16 protein-coding genes, 1 tRNA gene and 1 pseudogene are annotated in these 15,126 nt (G+C 62.5%); 8 read left to right on the forward strand and 10 right to left on the reverse strand.

The features are described from left to right. Positions 1 to 2 precede the first annotated feature (2 nt). From glp to CGLAUT_RS03705, 4 genes are all read left to right on the forward strand, one after another. A complete protein-coding gene (glp, locus tag CGLAUT_RS03690; RefSeq protein ID WP_095659539.1) occupies positions 3 to 1,292 on the forward strand; it encodes a molybdotransferase-like divisome protein Glp in 1,290 nt (429 codons plus the stop codon). Positions 1,293 to 1,301: 9 nt separating this feature from the next. Next, entirely contained in the window at positions 1,302 to 1,961 is a 660-nt protein-coding gene (locus tag CGLAUT_RS03695; RefSeq protein ID WP_095659540.1) for a GNAT family N-acetyltransferase, read from the forward strand. A gap of 124 nt (positions 1,962 to 2,085) precedes the next feature. Then, a complete protein-coding gene (gene sepX / locus CGLAUT_RS03700) occupies positions 2,086 to 3,351 on the forward strand; it encodes a divisome protein SepX/GlpR (protein ID WP_290186381.1) in 1,266 nt (421 codons plus the stop codon). A gap of 74 nt (positions 3,352 to 3,425) precedes the next feature. Then, positions 3,426 to 3,498, forward strand: a tRNA-Ala gene (locus CGLAUT_RS03705). Between the two features lie 3 nt (positions 3,499 to 3,501). Here CGLAUT_RS03705 and CGLAUT_RS03710 read toward each other — a convergent pair. Together CGLAUT_RS03710 and CGLAUT_RS03715 are read right to left on the reverse strand one after the other, a co-directional pair. After that, positions 3,502 to 3,798 carry a metal-sensitive transcriptional regulator gene (locus CGLAUT_RS03710; protein WP_290186382.1) on the reverse strand — a complete coding sequence of 99 codons (297 nt, stop codon included), beginning with the start codon at positions 3,796 to 3,798 and terminating at the stop codon, positions 3,502 to 3,504. Positions 3,799 to 3,805: 7 nt separating this feature from the next. Then, positions 3,806 to 5,947 (reverse strand): heavy metal translocating P-type ATPase, encoded by a 2,142-nt coding sequence (locus CGLAUT_RS03715; RefSeq protein ID WP_425551703.1) that lies wholly within the window; start codon positions 5,945 to 5,947, stop codon positions 3,806 to 3,808. Between the two features lie 73 nt (positions 5,948 to 6,020). Here CGLAUT_RS03715 and CGLAUT_RS03720 point away from each other — a divergent pair, with 73 nt between their 5' ends. Further along, complete coding sequence (locus CGLAUT_RS03720) at positions 6,021 to 6,629, forward strand: cation efflux transmembrane domain-containing protein (protein WP_290186383.1); 609 nt, start codon at positions 6,021 to 6,023, stop codon at positions 6,627 to 6,629. An 85-nt stretch (positions 6,630 to 6,714) separates the two neighbouring features. Here CGLAUT_RS03720 and CGLAUT_RS03725 read toward each other — a convergent pair whose 3' ends face one another. The 7 genes and pseudogenes from CGLAUT_RS03725 to CGLAUT_RS03750 all read right to left on the reverse strand — a co-directional run. Next, positions 6,715 to 7,878 (reverse strand): MFS transporter, encoded by a 1,164-nt coding sequence (locus CGLAUT_RS03725; protein ID WP_290186384.1) that lies wholly within the window; start codon positions 7,876 to 7,878, stop codon positions 6,715 to 6,717. Positions 7,879 to 7,946: 68 nt separating this feature from the next. Continuing rightward, positions 7,947 to 8,549: a TetR/AcrR family transcriptional regulator gene (locus tag CGLAUT_RS03730; RefSeq protein ID WP_290186386.1), complete on the reverse strand. Its 603-nt coding sequence runs from the start codon at positions 8,547 to 8,549 to the stop codon at positions 7,947 to 7,949. A gap of 85 nt (positions 8,550 to 8,634) precedes the next feature. Next, positions 8,635 to 9,912 (reverse strand): thiamine pyrophosphate-dependent enzyme, encoded by a 1,278-nt coding sequence (locus tag CGLAUT_RS03735; protein ID WP_290186387.1) that lies wholly within the window; start codon positions 9,910 to 9,912, stop codon positions 8,635 to 8,637. 185 nt (positions 9,913 to 10,097) lie between these two features. Then, on the reverse strand, positions 10,098 to 10,349 hold the full coding sequence (locus CGLAUT_RS12195) for a transcriptional regulator (protein WP_353959453.1): 252 nt from the start codon (positions 10,347 to 10,349) through the stop codon (positions 10,098 to 10,100). Positions 10,350 to 10,414: 65 nt separating this feature from the next. Then, complete coding sequence (locus tag CGLAUT_RS03740; RefSeq protein ID WP_290186389.1) at positions 10,415 to 10,852, reverse strand: hypothetical protein; 438 nt, start codon at positions 10,850 to 10,852, stop codon at positions 10,415 to 10,417. Positions 10,853 to 10,956: 104 nt separating this feature from the next. After that, positions 10,957 to 11,262, reverse strand: a complete 306-nt coding sequence (locus CGLAUT_RS03745; RefSeq protein ID WP_425551716.1) for a helix-turn-helix domain-containing protein — start codon at positions 11,260 to 11,262, stop codon at positions 10,957 to 10,959. 49 nt (positions 11,263 to 11,311) lie between these two features. After that, positions 11,312 to 11,485 (reverse strand): annotated as a pseudogene (locus tag CGLAUT_RS03750) (DNA-3-methyladenine glycosylase I); the annotation flags it as partial. Between the two features lie 52 nt (positions 11,486 to 11,537). Here CGLAUT_RS03750 and CGLAUT_RS03755 point away from each other — a divergent pair. Together CGLAUT_RS03755 and CGLAUT_RS03760 are read left to right on the forward strand one after the other, a co-directional pair. Beyond that, positions 11,538 to 11,948 (forward strand): DoxX family protein, encoded by a 411-nt coding sequence (locus CGLAUT_RS03755; RefSeq protein WP_290186392.1) that lies wholly within the window; start codon positions 11,538 to 11,540, stop codon positions 11,946 to 11,948. Continuing rightward, a complete protein-coding gene (locus tag CGLAUT_RS03760) occupies positions 11,941 to 12,579 on the forward strand; it encodes a zf-HC2 domain-containing protein (RefSeq protein ID WP_290186394.1) in 639 nt (212 codons plus the stop codon). Before CGLAUT_RS03755 ends, CGLAUT_RS03760 begins: the two co-directional genes overlap by 8 nt. 5 nt (positions 12,580 to 12,584) lie before the next feature. Here CGLAUT_RS03760 and pmt read toward each other — a convergent pair whose 3' ends face one another. Then, entirely contained in the window at positions 12,585 to 14,249 is a 1,665-nt protein-coding gene (gene pmt, locus CGLAUT_RS03765) for a protein O-mannosyltransferase (RefSeq protein WP_425551704.1), read from the reverse strand. On the opposite strand from pmt, the gene rsmI reads away from it, so the two are divergent. Then, positions 14,248 to 15,096 (forward strand): 16S rRNA (cytidine(1402)-2'-O)-methyltransferase, encoded by an 849-nt coding sequence (gene rsmI, locus CGLAUT_RS03770; RefSeq protein ID WP_425551705.1) that lies wholly within the window; start codon positions 14,248 to 14,250, stop codon positions 15,094 to 15,096. The two genes, pmt and rsmI, sit on opposite strands and share 2 nt — an antisense overlap. The last annotated feature ends 30 nt before the right edge of the window (positions 15,097 to 15,126 follow it).

The raw sequence follows: 15,126 nt of genomic DNA on the forward strand, positions 1-15,126 counted from the left end.
CAATGCGCAGCGTTGACGAGCAGCTTGAGATAGTGATCGATGCGGCGGTGACACCGGAACCGGTCCGCGTCGGGATTTCTGATGCGCTCGGACTGATGTGTGCCGAGGAGATCGCCGCGACAAAGTCGCTTCCTGGTTTCCACCAAGCTGCTGTCGACGGGTACGCGGTGCGTGCCGTGGATGTCGGCGGTTCCGCAGGGTTGCGCCGGCCGGAGCCGCGCGACGACGAGGGCGGTGCTGAAACCCCTTCGGCCTCGCGGGACCACACTCTGCCGGTGGTAGGCGAGGTAGCCGCAGGTTCGCAAAAGCCGCTCCGCCTCCAACCGAAGCAGGCAGTTCGCGTGGCCACCGGCGCGCCGCTGCCTACGTTGGCCGATGCTGTGCTGCCACTTGAGTGGTCGGACCGCGGGCGCAAACGCATGACGCCGACGCGTCCAGTTGGCTCCGGTGACTTCGTTCGCCGTCCGGGGGATGACATTCAGCCCGGAGACATCGCAGTGCGTCAAGGGGCTGTGCTCGGCCCCGCACAGATCGGCCTCGTCGCCGCCACCGGGCGGGACAAAGTGCTGGTCTACCCGCGCCCGCGCGTGACGGTCATGAGCTACGGGCTCGAACTTGTCGACGTCGAACGTGACCCCGGATTGGGCCAGGTCTACGACGTAGCTTCCTACGTGGTAGCGGCAGTCGCCGAAGAAGCCGGTGCCGATGTCAACCGCGTGGGCATCATCAACGCGGAACCGCGCCGCCTCGCTGAGGTGATCGCTGGCCACGTTTCGCGCAGCGAACTGGTCATCATTACCGGCGCGGTGGGCGGCTCAGGTTCGGACGCCGTGCAGGATGTGCTCCGCGAACTCGGTGAGGTGGATACCACGCGAGTGGCTATGCACCCCGGCTCCGTCCAAGGGTTCGGACTCTTGGGCGACGAGCGCATCCCGGCCTTTTTGCTGCCGTCGAACGCGGTTTCGGCGTTGATCATCGCAGAAACGATTATCCGTCCAGTGATCCGCGAGTCGCTGGGGAAGAAGGCGACCGGTCGACGCGCGGTGCGCGCACGTTCGCTGCGGGCGATTGACTCCATCGGCGGGCGCCGCGGGTACGTCCGAGCTCGCCTCATGCGCGACGCTGACACCGGGGACTACCTGGTAGAAAGCCTCGGCGGGGTAGGCGGGGCACCGGCGCACCTGCTCGCAGGTTTCGCCGAAGCCAACGCGATGATTCGACTGCCTGAAGGCGTGACTCAGGTGCGTCCGGGCGAGATCGTCGATGTCGAGTTCTTACAACAACGGTCATAGCGTGCGTTAATGCTCGACCGTTTCATCGCTCCTTTCCGCGCACCGACTCCAGGCTGGCCCGAAACCACGCCAGCGGTGCGCATTCGCGACGGTGCCAGCGTGCAGCTGCGGCCGCTGGCAAGCTCCGACGGCGAAGCCTGGAGCCACATGCGCCTGCATGATGAATCGTGGCTCAAACCCGTCGAGCCCACCACACACGGCACCTGGTGGGAGGCGCACTCCCACGCCTCCTGGCGCAACAACTGGCTGAACCTTCGGCGTCTGGCCTACGACGGCACAGTGGTGCCCATGGTCATCGAGGTGAACCGTGAGTTCGCCGGTCAGGTCACGTTGGGCAACATTCAGCACGGGGCCGTGGGGGAGTGCTGGATCGGCTACTGGGTGTTTTCGCCGTACATGGGCCGCGGCGTCGCAACTGCAGCCTGTGCTCTCGGCACCGACCACGCCATCCACCGCGTTGGCATGCACCGCGTCACCGCGACGTACCTGCCCTATAACCCAGCATCGGGCCGAGTGCTTCGATCCTGCGGATACCGGGAGGAAGGGTTCATGCGCCGCAACCTCCATATCAACGGTGAATGGCGTGACCACCACTTCGTCGCTCTTAATGCCGAGGATTACCCGACGACGGCGGTGGAGCGTCTCGCCGCCGCGGGCCGGATCCGCTAAAGCACGCATTATTCAGGCAATTCATGGGTTGTTAACCGGCGCGCCGGGTTCGTTGCCAAGCATGGCCCCGTTAGCGTTGGGCACAACTTTGATGAACTTTGTCGAGGAAAGGTGGCACGTCCTTATGGGCAGCCCGAGCCTGATCATTCTGCTGATCGTCGTCGTGTGGGTGATTGTTCTCGCCCCGCTCGCGTTCGGAAACAACAAGCCGATCCGCCGCTCCGGCCAGGGCTACGAGGAGACCCGCGTGCTCCACGAAGGCGGCACCATGCCAATGGTCGAGCGTCGCCGCCCCAAGCTCACGGCTGCTGATGTGCACCACTACGAGGCTTCGGAGGACGAGGACTACGAGCTTGTCGAGGCAGTTTCGGATGAGGAGCAAGTGCTTATCGACGACACCTCCGCGAGCATGAAGACCCTCATCTCCAGGACTGCCGGCGTGAGCCGGAAGCTCGCTCCCAATGTGATCGAGGCTGATGAGGTCGAGGAGGTCAAGGAAGCCGAGGCGGCCGAGGGTGCCGAGGGTGCCGAGGGCACTGTTGAATCCAACGAGGTCGAGGCTCCGGCGGCAGGTGGCTCCACTGCCTACTCGGTGCTGCAGGCGCAGGCGGAAGACTCGGACGAAGACGAAGACGAAGACGAAGCGCAGGCGGAGTACGAGCTGGCTGAGTCCTACCTTGCACCCGCTGACTTCGGATACGTCTCAGAAGAGGCATCGGCCGCGGCTGAGGATCAGGCTGTCGTGCTCGAACATGGAGAGACTGACACCGAGGACAACGCGGCGGATTCGGACATCGAGGTGGCTGCGGATGCCGATACTTCGAGCGTCGAACTCGAGGACGCCGACATTGCATTCGCCGAAGCTCGCAAGGGCCGCGGCGGCTACGATCCGCAGCGTGATGCGCTCACCCGCGCTGACCGGCTCAAGCGCCGCAAGATCACGTTCATCTCGCTCCTGGCGGCATCCGCGATCACGCTTATAGCGGCGCTCATCGTCGGTGGTTGGATGTGGGTGCTGCCTGCGATCACTGTCGGTCTGACGCTGTGGTTCATGGTCGCGCTGCGCCGCGTAGTCAAGCAAGAGCAGGAACTGCGCGCCCGCCGGATGCGCCAGCTGCGCCGCGCCCGCCTGGGTGTGGACACCGAGGACCGTCCTGCCATCGTGGAGCGGCAGCGCTACCGTGCCGGTGCCGTCATCATGGACCTTGATGATGAGAGCCCGGACTTCGACCACCTGCCGCGCTACCGTCAGGCCGAGCCGGAGTACGGCACCATCGAGCGCGAGCGCCGCGTGCCTGTTCGAGTCGGCGGCCGTTACGACGATTTTGGCGATGACGACAGTTACGACGACTACGAGAGCTACGGCGATTTCGGCGACCGCGCCAGCTAGGGCTACGTCGTTAGTCCAGCTCAGCCTGGCGATTTAACAGTTGCGTGGGAGGGGAGTAACCTCACTTCCCACACGGGGCTATAGCTCAGTTGGTAGAGCGTTGCGTTCGCAATGCAAAGGCCAGGGGTTCGATTCCCCTTAGCTCCACTTCTAGGATTTCAGCATCCGGGCAATTGCCTCGGATGCTTCCTTTATTTTGAGCTCGGCACCCTCGCCGCTGTTCACGGCCTCGGTGACGCAGTGCTTGAGGTGGTCTTGCAGTAGCGCCACAGCGACGTTCTCCAGCGCGGAATTGACCGCGCTGATCTGCGTGAGGATGTCGATGCAGTACTTCTCTTCCTCAATCATTCGCTGCAAACCTCTGGTTTGGCCCTCAATGCGCTTGAGCCGGGCGAGGTAGCGGTCCTTGTCGCTGATGTAGCCGTAGTGTTCGGACGTAGATGACATGGTCTACCTATGCATTCTCGAGAAGCTGGGCGGTGCTGGCTTCGGGGTTGAGATCGAGGCGGCGCAGCAACTGGGCGTTCAGCGCCACAATCACCGTGGATGCGGACATGAGGATTGCTCCCACGCTCATCGGCATCACAAAGCCGATGGGTGCGAGCACACCAGCTGCGAGCGGCACAGCCGCGAGGTTGTATCCCGCTGCCCACCACAAGTTCTGTTGCATCTTCTTGTAGGTTTCGCGGGACAAGTCGATGACGGACAGTACCGAGCGCGGATCCGAGGACGCCAGAATGACGCCTGCGGAGCCGATTGCCACATCGGTGCCCGCGCCGATGGCGATGCCGACGTCGGCTTGCGCCAGGGAGGGGGCATCGTTGACACCGTCGCCGACCATGGCCACTGTGCGACCCTCTCGCAGCAGCTCCTCGACCTTCGCGGCCTTGTCCTCGGGGCGCACTCCCGCGTAGACGCGGTCGATGCCGAGTTCTGCCGCGACGCTCTCGGCGACAGCTTCGGCATCGCCGGTGATCATCACGACCTCGATGCCGGCTGCGTGGAGCGCCTTGACCGCGTCGAAGGACGCTTCCCGGATCTTGTCGGCGAGGCGCAGGGCGCCGATAACGTGGCCGTCGGCAAGCACATGCAAGATGATTGCCCCCTCCTCCCGCCAGGTGCTGGCGACCTTGAGTTCGTCGGCGCTGCGCTCCTCGAGGAGGTACGGGCCGCCGACCTCGATGACGGTGCCGTCGACCGTGGCGCGCACGCCGACTGCTGGGGAGGAGGAGAAGTCGCTGGCGCGGGGAACCTCAAGCTGCTGTTCTTCGGCGGCGCTGACGATCGCGCGGGCCAGCGGGTGCTCACTGTCGGACTCAGCCGCGGCGGCGAGGGCGAGCAGTTCGTTGTCGCTGTAACCCTCGACGGGTTCAAGCGCGGTGACGGTGGGTTCGCCCTGCGTCAGGGTGCCGGTCTTGTCAAAGAGCACCGCGTCGACGTTTCGCATCGATTCGAGCGCGAGGCGGTCCTTGATCAGCACGCCGGCGCGGGCGGCACGCTCCGTCGCAATCGAGACAACCAGCGGGATGGCAAGGCCGAGTGCGTGCGGGCAAGCGATGACCATCACGGTGATGGTGCGCTCGACTGCCTCATCGGGCCGGCCGAGGAAGCTCCAGACCACCGCAGTGATCACGGCAGCGCCGATGGTGAACCAGAACAGCCAGCCAGCAGCGGTATCAGCGAGGCGCTGGGCGCGTGACGACGACGCCTGCGCATCCGAGACTAACTTTTGGATCCCGGCGAGCGCGGTGTCGTCGCCGGTGGCGGTCACCTCAACGCGCAAGCCCGAATCGGTCGCGATCGTGCCAGCCACAACGTGCTCACCCGTTTCGCGGCGCACGGTTTTCGACTCGCCGGTGACCATGGACTCATCCATTGCAGCGCTGCCTTCGACAATCACGCCGTCTGCTGGGATCGAGGAACCGGGGCGGACGATGACCACGTCGCCGACCTCAAGTTCTGCCGGGGCGACCTTGACCACCTCGTCGCCGTCGACCTTTTCCGCCTCGTCCGGGAGTAGCGCCGCGAGCGAGTCGAGCGCTGAGGTGGTCTGCGCGAGCGAGCGCATCTCGATCCAGTGCCCCAGCAGCATGATCACCACAAGCATGGCGAGTTCCCACCAGAAGTCCAAGGTGTGCGGCAGCACCCCGAGGCTGGACAGCCACGACGCCACGAAGGCGACGGTGATGGCGAGCCCGATGAGCAGCATCATGCCGGGTTGGCGCTGGCGGATCTCATCCACCGCGCCGGTGAGGAACGGCCAGCCACCCCAGAAGTAGATCACCGTACCGAGCAGAGGCGAGACCCACGGCACCCAGGAAGCGTCAGGGAGGGAGTAGCCAATCAGGTCGGCGAACATTGCGTTGAAGCCGACGACTGGGATGGAGAGCACCAGCATGATCCAGAACAGGCGGCGGAACTGGGCGACGTGGTCCCCGTGGCCGCCATGTCCACCGTGGCCGTGATGGCCGCCGTGGCCGCTGTGGCCACCGTGACCGCCATGCTCCTCATGGTGCTCGTGATCGTGGTGTTGATTGTCGTCGTGATCTTGGTGGTGCGCGTGCGTTTGTACTTCGCGCGTGTCGTGGTCATGCATGATTCCGACCATATACCCCTGGGGGGTATACCTCAAGGGTGTTTGTTCTCACGATGGGGTAGCATGCGCACGCGTGTCTACTGAACGTATCCGCCGCGCCGTGCTCATCGTCGCGCTGCTGAACCTGGCCTACTTTTTCGTCGAATTCGCCGCCGCGATCGCAATCGGTTCTGCGTCGCTGTTCGCCGACTCCGCCGACTTCCTCGAAGACACCGCGATTAACCTCCTCGTGTTCTTCGCGGTCGCGTGGCCGGCGCAGCGCCGCCGGAAGGTGGGTGCCTTCCTCGCCGTCCTCATCCTCATCCCGGCCGTCGCCGCGATCGCCACCGTCATCTACAAGTTGCTCAATCCGGTCCCTCCATCGCCGGAAGGGCTCACCGGCGTGGCACTCGGCGCGCTCGTAGTCAACCTCGCGTGCGCAGTCATCTTGCTGCGGGTTCGGGAAGAGGGCTCAAGCTTGACGACGGGCGCCTGGCTCGCCGCCCGCAACGATGCTCTCGCCAACCTGCTCATCATCGCCGCCGGACTTCTCACGTTCGTCTGGGCGACCGCCTGGTTCGACATCATCGTCGGCGCGATCATCGCCGCGGTCAACCTGTCTGCATCGAAGGAAGTGTGGGAGGAATCCCGCGAGGAGCACGACTCGGTGGAAGAAGCGTTCGCGGAGATGGACTGCGACTAAACCTCCGACTACGCCTCTGCGCTGCCCTCAGGGGTGGCGTGGTCTTGGATTTTGCAGTTGCGCGTCGTTCCCCCTTTATTGGGAGTTAGATAAATGGCGCTGTGGATCTCTTAAAGGGATAGGTTTGCGTTGCCAATACGATCGCCGCAAGGCCGGCGAACGCAGCCCCGGTCCACATAGCGATGGCAGGGTCATTACCGGCGGAATTCATGGAAAGCGCGCTGACGGCCGTTCCCAGTGTCACGCCCATTGTGATCACAGAGGTGTGGACAGTGCTAACCAGATTTCCGGTCCCGCCAACCTCGGCTACGCGTGTGACAAGAGCGGGGTTCATCGAGACACCTGCGAGTCCGACTAGAAGCACCATTGTTACCGTGAGCCAACCAATGATTGCGAACATGGCGATGATGCTGAGCGAAATGATTAAGACTGCGTGTCCTATGCGCAACACCGTTACTGCGTGACTGTCGGCGAACTTGCCCACCACAAGATTCCCGATGAACGAAAACAGTCCATACGTCAGCAAGACCACGGTCGTGGTGTTCGGGCTTAGTCCCGAATTCCGTTCCAGGAGAGGCGTGAAATAGGTGAATGAACCGTAGGCGGCGCCGATGGTCAGCAGGCTGACCAGATAGCGGGACCATAGTCGGAGGGAACGGAGGTTGCGTAGGTCTTGTTCGCTAGCTTCCTGCGATGCGGGATCCCGCGAAGGCAACGCAAATAGACTCGCAACAAACAAGCAGAGCGCTATAAGTGCCAGCAGATAGAAGCTGGTCTGCCAACTGAGTGCACCAGCAACGTAGTGTGACAGCGGCAGTCCGAATACGGTGCCAACCATGATTCCACCCAGCACAATTGAAATTGCTTCCCCGATTTTCGTTGGACTTTCCGCCAATTGAGCTCCGAAGGTCACTGATAGGCCAAACGTGGCCCCCGACAAGCAACCGGTCAAGATTCGAAGAATGGCTACCCACCAGTACTCGTGGATCAGCGGAACTAGGGCCTCGAGAACCGCATACAAGCCGACGACAGACAGTAAAGCTAGTTTAGGTCGGATGTGGCGCAGCATGTAGGCAACAGCAGGACCTCCAAGCGCCATGCCGAGTGAATACATCGAAACGAGGAGCCCCACCCGGCTGACCGAAGTGTCTAAATCCGTTGCGATTGACGGCATCATTCCGGCCACCTGCAACTCGCTCATTGACACGACCATGATCATGGTCATCAGCAGGTATAAATGCTTTTTCATTAGGTCACTTTCTGTATAAGAGAGTACAAAATTAGGGCAAAGCCGTTTTGGGGTAGCGGTTTTATGTTCTATGGCAGGAGAGCAGTCAGCCCAAGCGAGGTCATAGAACGCAACTCGTCGGGAGACCGCCCAGCTTGAGCCATCACTCGTAGCCCTGCGACAAGTGACGCAATCAGCTGTGCCGCGTTCTCGGGGGCAACATTCTTCGAGATTGAGCCATCGGCCTGACCCTGACGAACCGCTAGTGATAGTGCGGACAGCTGATTGCTTAAACCTTTGTCCAGTAGACGTTTGATGCGATCGTCTCGCCTCGCAATGTCGGGTGTCATGCGAGTGCCGATCGCCATGCATCCGGCAGCGTGGCCATCTTCTGCTGCACACACTTCTTCTCCAATCATGAGGTCGAAGTAGGCGTACAAGCGCTCGATGCCATTGAGCGATTCGTCACCCAGTACCTCTCTCTGGGCTGCCGACGTAGTTTCCAGGTAGTGCTGCAGTGCTCGTACAAACAACTCGTCCTTCGAAGTAAAAGTGTTGTACAACGTGCTCCGTCGAACGCCCGCTGCTTCACAGAGCTGCTCCGTTGAGGTGTCTGTAAAACCGTGAACACGGAACTCGCCCGCCGCAGCGTCAAGTACAGATTTCTCGTCAAACATCCTTGGTCGGCCCATACGGGCGACTCTAGCAGGGTTATGGATTCTGCAATACATAACGGTCCGCGTCTGAATCGCCTTCACTTTTACCGACGGAACCGAATTACGCCTCTGCGCTGCCTTCAGGGGTGGCGTGATCTTGGTCGACTTTGGCGTGGAGGAGGACGACGTGGCCGTCGTCAAGCTTTTGAAAAGCTCTCTCGATGGTGCCGGGAACCTCCTCGTTGCGCTCGACGGTTTCGGCCCACGCGCCCATGGAGCGGGCCCACTCGGCAGAATCCGGGTTGACCAGCTGGGTGCCTGAGACGCGGCCCGGGGAGGTCTTTTCCTGGTTGGCGCGGATGGTGCCGTACAGCTCATTGTCCACCAGCACGACCAGCATTGGAGTGTTGTAGCGCACGGCGGTGACGAGCTCCTGGCCGTTCATCATGAGCTCGCCGTCGCCAGTGAACGCGACCACGGTGCGTTGCGGGTCCGCGAGTTTCGCGGCCATGGCAGAGGCGATGGAATAGCCCATGGCACCCAGTCGGGTGGCCAGCATGGAGGGAAATCTGCGGGTGGGGAAGAAGCGCTGCGGCCAGAAGCAATGGTTGCCGGCTCCGTAGGTGACCAGCGCCGATTCGTCGAGGCGAGCGGTGAGTTCTTCCATCACCGCGTACATGTCGACGGTGCCTTCGGGAAGCTCGGGGAAGCGCTCGTCGGCGGGCGGGATGGAGCTGAAGTCCTCGTGCAGCGCGCGGGCGCGGGTGAACCATTCGGAGGTATCGGGCTTGTTGGTCAGGTCGATGCGGCCCAGTTCTTGGGCGGCGATCGACGGGTCGGCGAGCACGTGGTGGGTGATCGCGCCGCTGGTGGCTAGCTGGTCCGCATCCGTGCTGATCACAATGTTGGTGCGGTTAAGGCCCTGGCGCAGGGAGTAGTTGTCGGTGGGCTTGTCCCACAGCTTCGCACCGACGAGCAGCAGGACGTCGGCGTCTTCAAGCAGTTGCGCGGTGTCCTCATTGCGGGCGGCACCGAGCCAGCCGGCGTTGGCGGGGGAGTCGAAGTGAATCTTGTCGCTCGAGCGCATGTCGTTGAGCACCGGGATCTGGTGTGCTTCCGCGAAGCGCTGCCAGACGTCCGCGGCGTCCTGCGACCAGCCCTGGCCGCCCTCGAAGATGAGTGGGCGATCGGCGCTTGACAGCGCCTCGGTGATGACGCGGATATCGTCGTCTGACACTGCGCCGCGGCTGAGCGCGAACGGCGAGGCGATTTCGCCGGGATAGGCCTCTTCGATGATGTCCTCGGGCAGGCCAACCACGACTGGTCCGCGACGACCGGAGTTCGCAAGGTGGATTGCGTCCGCGACAACGCGCGAAGCGCGCGCCGGGTCATCGATCACGAGGGATGCTCCATACGTCTGTGCTTCCCTCTCGGTCTTGGATTGAAGAAATTGCGGGGAGGACGGCCGAGGAGCATGAACCTAGTGGGGCGGGGGTTACTGGATCTTCCGGTTCGATGAGTAGCGCTCTTGGGTTTTAGGGCACTTCAATCCCGTTAACGGTTAAAGATAATTTCTTCTCTCAGCTATTCTGCGTGTGAGGAAAAGCCCATAACTATACGGTCAAGGCATGCGAGATATGAGGCATACGATTGGCGGCCTTTCCTAGTCAGGGAGAGGTCAGTTGTGGCCTTTTTTCCTGCAAATCCCTTTGAAACGTTAACCATTCCCGCATCTTCGAGAGCGCTAATACTTTTTGATAGGGAAGGATAGCTGAGGTCTAGATGTCCTTTTAGCGTCTGATATGTAGCAGAATCTACCGACGCCAGACACGCCATTACCCCCAGCCTGTTGGGCGAATGAAGGAGAGGGTCGATCCCCTCCAGAGCTTGACTGATGTCCACTAGCTACCCGACTTAACTTTCCAGGCACCAAGCCCCGCAAACGGGATGGCCGCCAGCACACCAATTAGAAATGCCACTGCCGGGAGATTCGCGCCTCCGTCCGTTCTTGCCCAGACCCATTCGCCGATCGCGACAACGGCAATTGATAGGAGAGTGGCGACCACGTAAGCCCTTTTCCACCCGTAGGGTTGAACCTTCCTTGTTTTTCTAATCATCACCGCAACGACCAGGATCGACAGGAGAAAGAGGAGGGGGGATAATACGTAGGCTACGGACAGCCATTCGGAGGAAGAGGTTAGTGAAACTAATCGGATGCTGACGAAGAGGAATATCAATCCCGACGCCAATAGGATCCAGTACCCCTCTTTTTTAGAGACCTTTTGAGGCGATGCTGATCGACTGGCTTGGGCCCTGTCAGTGAAGCGACCTGTAGTCATTTTGGCGATCCTTCCTTGAAGTTTCCTATAGTATAACCGCTTTCCATTATGGAAACTAGCTGATATCGGTGCGAATGTCCGTGTCAATGGTGTCATTAAGTTTTTCAAGCCTCTCCATTAGGAGAAATGTATTTATAGAGGGTGGTTCTTCCTACGTTGAGCCGTCGGGCGACTTCTGCCTTCGGTATCCCCTTGCTCACCCACTTGCGCGCCTGAGCTAGATGTTCGTCGCTGAGAGCTTTTGCCCGGCCCTTGTAGGCACCGCGAGCTTTGGCTTTGGCGATACCTTCGGCCTGACGCTCGCGAATGATGGCACGTTCGAACTCCGCCACGCTACCGAGAAGTCCGAGCATGAGGTTGGCTATCGGCGTCGAATCCAGCGAGTAGGTCTGCCCCTCCTTGGCATGAATCCAAACCTTCCCTAGAAAATATCGGAACCAGACCCAGGACGCTTCACCGCCACGACAGCCCTACCTGGAACCCTTCGAGTGCGAGGCGCTCGAACATGCCGGCTTCGTCGCGGATGGGCATGCCCCATTCGGTGTCGTAGTAGTCGCGCAGCAGCGGGTCGGTGGCAGCCCACGGCGGGCGGGTGAGGCCGTCGGGTCCGGTGATTGGATAAGTGTGCTCCATACTCATTCGACTCCCTGCGATGTGGTTTGGTTCCATGAGTAGTCTTAGTCGCATGAACCGGCCCGCTGTACGCGATTTTGCACTACTGCTTTTGCGCCTTGTGCTTGGCGTGGTGTTTATCGCGCGCGGGTACCAGCGCTGGTTTGGTACCGGTATGGCGCAGACCGCACGCGACTTTGCTGCCGCGGGAGTGCCGCAGCCGCAGATCAGTGCGTATGTGGTGGGCACGGCGGAGCTGCTCGGCGGGGTGTTCCTGCTCATCGGGTTGCTCACCACGATTGCGGCGTCGGTGTTGGCGCTGATGGTGCTGGCGGCGGGCTACTTCGTGCACTTCGACCACGGCCTCTTCGTCGAAGATGGCGGGGTGGAATACCCGCTGGTGCTCGCCGTGTCTCTGTTCATGGTTGTGGTGTTCGGCTCAGGCCGCGCCAGCTTAGACGGGGTGCTCACCCGCAATGATTAACCACGAGGACGTTCAGGCAGCCCTGTCTGCACGACTCGATGGGGAGCTAGCATTGCTTGACGACGAAGTGGTGGACGCCCACCTCGCCGCCTGCGCGGAATGTTCCCGGTTTTGGGAGCGCTCGCTGGTCCTGTCCAAGCAGCTGAGCATGGTCGATGGGGAGCGTGACATGGTGCCACCGGACCTGTCCGACGTGATCATGGCAGAGGTGCGCGACCCGTTCCTGAAAATGGAGCAGCGTCGTGCCTTGACGTTGGCGGTGGGCCGGGTGGCGCTTGCGGTAATGGCCGTGACCTGGGCGCTGTGGGCAGTCAAACTCGTGGCCACCGGCGGTGAACCGGATCCGGTGCTCGCTTCTTTCGCGGCGGTGCGGTTCGGCGTTGCGCTCGCACTCGGGTTGTGCGCGTGGTGCCCGCAACAGGTCGTTGGCGTGCTGTTGGTCGTGGGCACCATGTTCACGTTCACGGCGGGGTTCGCGGTGCGCGACGCGGTGCTGCATACGGGCGAGTTCCAGCCGGCGCTGGTCTTCATCCCGTTGCTCACATCGGTCGCGCTGGTATGGACGTGGGTTGCGGACCGCGGCGGTGAGCTGCGCCGCGCATGGGCGCACTTGAACGCCGACCCGAAGTAGCGGGGCTACTTCCAGCTCGGCAGCCACATGAGGGATTGGTAGTAGTCCTCCGGCACCATGAAGCCGTAGAAAATCGGCGACCAGTAAACAAACGCAGCGCCGACGAGCGCCATGTAACCCACCACAGCGAGCTGGCCGGTGCGCAGCTGTTGGCCTGCGAGTTTGCGGACCCACGTCCACGCCACCGGTTTGCCCTTCTCGGCGAGATTGCCAAGTGCCAGCGCGATGAGTACCGCGGTGAACGGCACCAGCGCGGTGGCGTAGAAGAAGTACATCTGGCGGTCGAATGCGGCCAGCCACGGCAAGAATCCTGCGGCGAAGGCGATGAACGGCACGATCACGCGGAAGTCTTGGCGGGTGAGCCAAACCCAGGCTGCCCAGAGCAGAATCGGCACGGTGAGCCACCAAATCGGCGGCGTGCCAAAGAGGAAGATCATCTCGCGGCATTGCCCGCCGTTGCCGCATTCGATGCCGGTGGAGGAGTAGTAGAGGATCGGGCGCGCGGCCACCAGCCACGCCCAGGGTTTGGAATCCCACGGGTGGGAATGCCCGCCGGACGAGGTCAGCGAACCGTGGAACTCAAGCACGGAGAAGTGGTAGTACAGCCAGTTGCCCACCGACGGCGGCAGAAGGTTCAGCCACGGCCAGTCCGAATCTGCAACCGTGCCGTCCACATTCGCGTGGCGGTACACCGAGGTTTCAGACGCGAACCACGCGCGCCACGACCAGAGGTAGAGCACAGCCGGCAGCAACACGATCGACGCGAGCGCAGAAGGCACATCGCGCAGCAAGGTACCTACGATCGGCTTCTGCACGCCGTAGCGGTTGCGCAGCCACAGGTCCCAGAACGAACCGAGCAGGCCAAAGAATGCGATGTAGTACAGCCCCGACCACTTCACGCTCAGCGCCAGGCCCAGCAACACGCCGGTAGCGAAGCGCCACCACCGAAAACCCACGCGAGGACCCAGCGGCCCAGCTTTTTGCACCTCCCCGGCCAGCCACGCGTCGTGCCAGCGATGGTGCACCTGGCGCATGTCCCCGGCCAGCGTCCACGATGCGATCACGATGAAGAGCACCTGGAAGATATCGAGCATTCCGAACTTCGAGGCGACTAACAAGACTCCGTCGAAAAGCGCAATGGCTCCAGCGAGAATGCCGATGGCGGTGGACTGGCTGAGCCGGCGTCCCAAGAGGAACACGAAGACGACCACGGCTGAACCGAACAGCGCGGTCATGATGCGCCAGCCGAGCGGGCTATAACCGAAGAGCGTCTCGCCCATGGCAAGCAGCTGTTTGCCCAGCGGTGGGTGCACGACCAGGCCGTAGCCCGGGTTGGACTCGATGCCGCCGAGGACGGGGTTGAAGGAGCTGCGCACCATATCCCAGCCTTGGGGTACGTAGTGCTTCTCGTCGAAAATCGGCGTGCCGCCGCTGGTGGGCTGGGTCAGCCCGAGAAAACGGGTGAACAGTGCGAAGGCGGCGATGACGATGGTGGCTTGCGTGTCGTGCTTCGACCACGGCACCGTCACCGGCGCTTGCGGCGCGGGCCGCTTTGGGCGCACGGGCTTGGGCGCGGGCGTGGTGGGGTTCGGCGCGACGGTACTCACGCCGAAGGATTGTAGCCGGGCGCAGCTAAGATCAAGCCCTATGGTCCCTCCGGTCACAGACATGTCTTTGCCCACAACCGGCGTGGTGCTCGCGGCAACTCCGCTGGGCAACATCCAAGACGCGTCCGAGCGGCTGCGCGACGCGCTCGCCCAGGCGGACGTGATCGCGGCGGAGGACACGCGCCGGGCGAAGGGGCTCGCGGCGGCTCTCGGGGTGGACCCGCGCGGGCGCTACGTGTCCAACTTCGACCACAACGAGGATGCCCGCCGCGAGGAACTGCTGCGGGAGGCTCGCACCGGGATGGTGCTGGTGGTCACGGATGCGGGCATGCCTATCGTGTCGGACCCGGGTCTTGCGCTCGTGGCGGCCGCGCACGACGCGCAGGTGCCGGTGACGTGCATCCCCGGCCCGTCCGCGGTGACGACGGCGCTTGCGCTCTCCGGCCTCAACGTGGCGCACTTCATTTTCGACGGCTTCGCCCCACGCAAGGCTGGCCCGCGCGAGGCGTGGCTGGAGTCGCTGAAAAACGAGCGTCGCGCAGTGTGCTTCTTCGAATCCCCGCACCGGATTGCGGCGACGCTTGCCGACGCCGCGCGGATCCTGGGAGAGGACCGCCGCGCGGCCGTGTGCCGCGAGCTGACCAAAACCTACGAGGAAGTCCGCCGCGCGGGCCTCGGGGAGCTCGCCGAGTGGGCGGCCGACGGCGTGCGCGGCGAGATCACGGTCGTCATCGAAGGCGGTGAGCCGGAAGCGGCCGAGCCCGAGGATCTCGTTCGCGAGGTTGCACGCCGCGTCGACGATGGCCAGCGAATGAAGGATGCCGTCAAGGAAGTCGCTAGGTCACATGGAGTCAAGAGCAGTTCGCTTTACGACGCCGCGTTGTTGGCCCTCAGCAATTCCCAAGAGTGAACTCGCTTGCCTTCGAAATCTCAGCTAGCC

Source organism: Corynebacterium glaucum, from assembly GCF_030408855.1.
Classification (GTDB): Bacteria; Actinomycetota; Actinomycetes; order Mycobacteriales; family Mycobacteriaceae; genus Corynebacterium; species Corynebacterium glaucum.

Coding starts and splice junctions, on each gene's coding strand:
- glp (WP_095659539.1), top strand. CDS start 3: ATGCGCAGCGTTGACGAGCAGCTTGAGATAGTGATCGATGCGGCGGTG.
- CGLAUT_RS12195 (WP_353959453.1), bottom strand. CDS start 10,349: ATGGCGTGTCTGGCGTCGGTAGATTCTGCTACATATCAGACGCTAAAA.
- rsmI (WP_425551705.1), top strand. CDS start 14,248: ATGTCTTTGCCCACAACCGGCGTGGTGCTCGCGGCAACTCCGCTGGGC.
- CGLAUT_RS03740 (WP_290186389.1), bottom strand. CDS start 10,852: ATGACTACAGGTCGCTTCACTGACAGGGCCCAAGCCAGTCGATCAGCA.
- CGLAUT_RS03760 (WP_290186394.1), top strand. CDS start 11,941: ATGATTAACCACGAGGACGTTCAGGCAGCCCTGTCTGCACGACTCGAT.
- CGLAUT_RS03755 (WP_290186392.1), top strand. CDS start 11,538: ATGAACCGGCCCGCTGTACGCGATTTTGCACTACTGCTTTTGCGCCTT.
- CGLAUT_RS03730 (WP_290186386.1), bottom strand. CDS start 8,549: ATGGGCCGACCAAGGATGTTTGACGAGAAATCTGTACTTGACGCTGCG.
- CGLAUT_RS03710 (WP_290186382.1), bottom strand. CDS start 3,798: ATGTCATCTACGTCCGAACACTACGGCTACATCAGCGACAAGGACCGC.
- CGLAUT_RS03725 (WP_290186384.1), bottom strand. CDS start 7,878: ATGAAAAAGCATTTATACCTGCTGATGACCATGATCATGGTCGTGTCA.
- sepX (WP_290186381.1), top strand. CDS start 2,086: ATGGGCAGCCCGAGCCTGATCATTCTGCTGATCGTCGTCGTGTGGGTG.
- CGLAUT_RS03695 (WP_095659540.1), top strand. CDS start 1,302: ATGCTCGACCGTTTCATCGCTCCTTTCCGCGCACCGACTCCAGGCTGG.
- CGLAUT_RS03715 (WP_425551703.1), bottom strand. CDS start 5,947: ATGCATGACCACGACACGCGCGAAGTACAAACGCACGCGCACCACCAA.
- pmt (WP_425551704.1), bottom strand. CDS start 14,249: ATGTCTGTGACCGGAGGGACCATAGGGCTTGATCTTAGCTGCGCCCGG.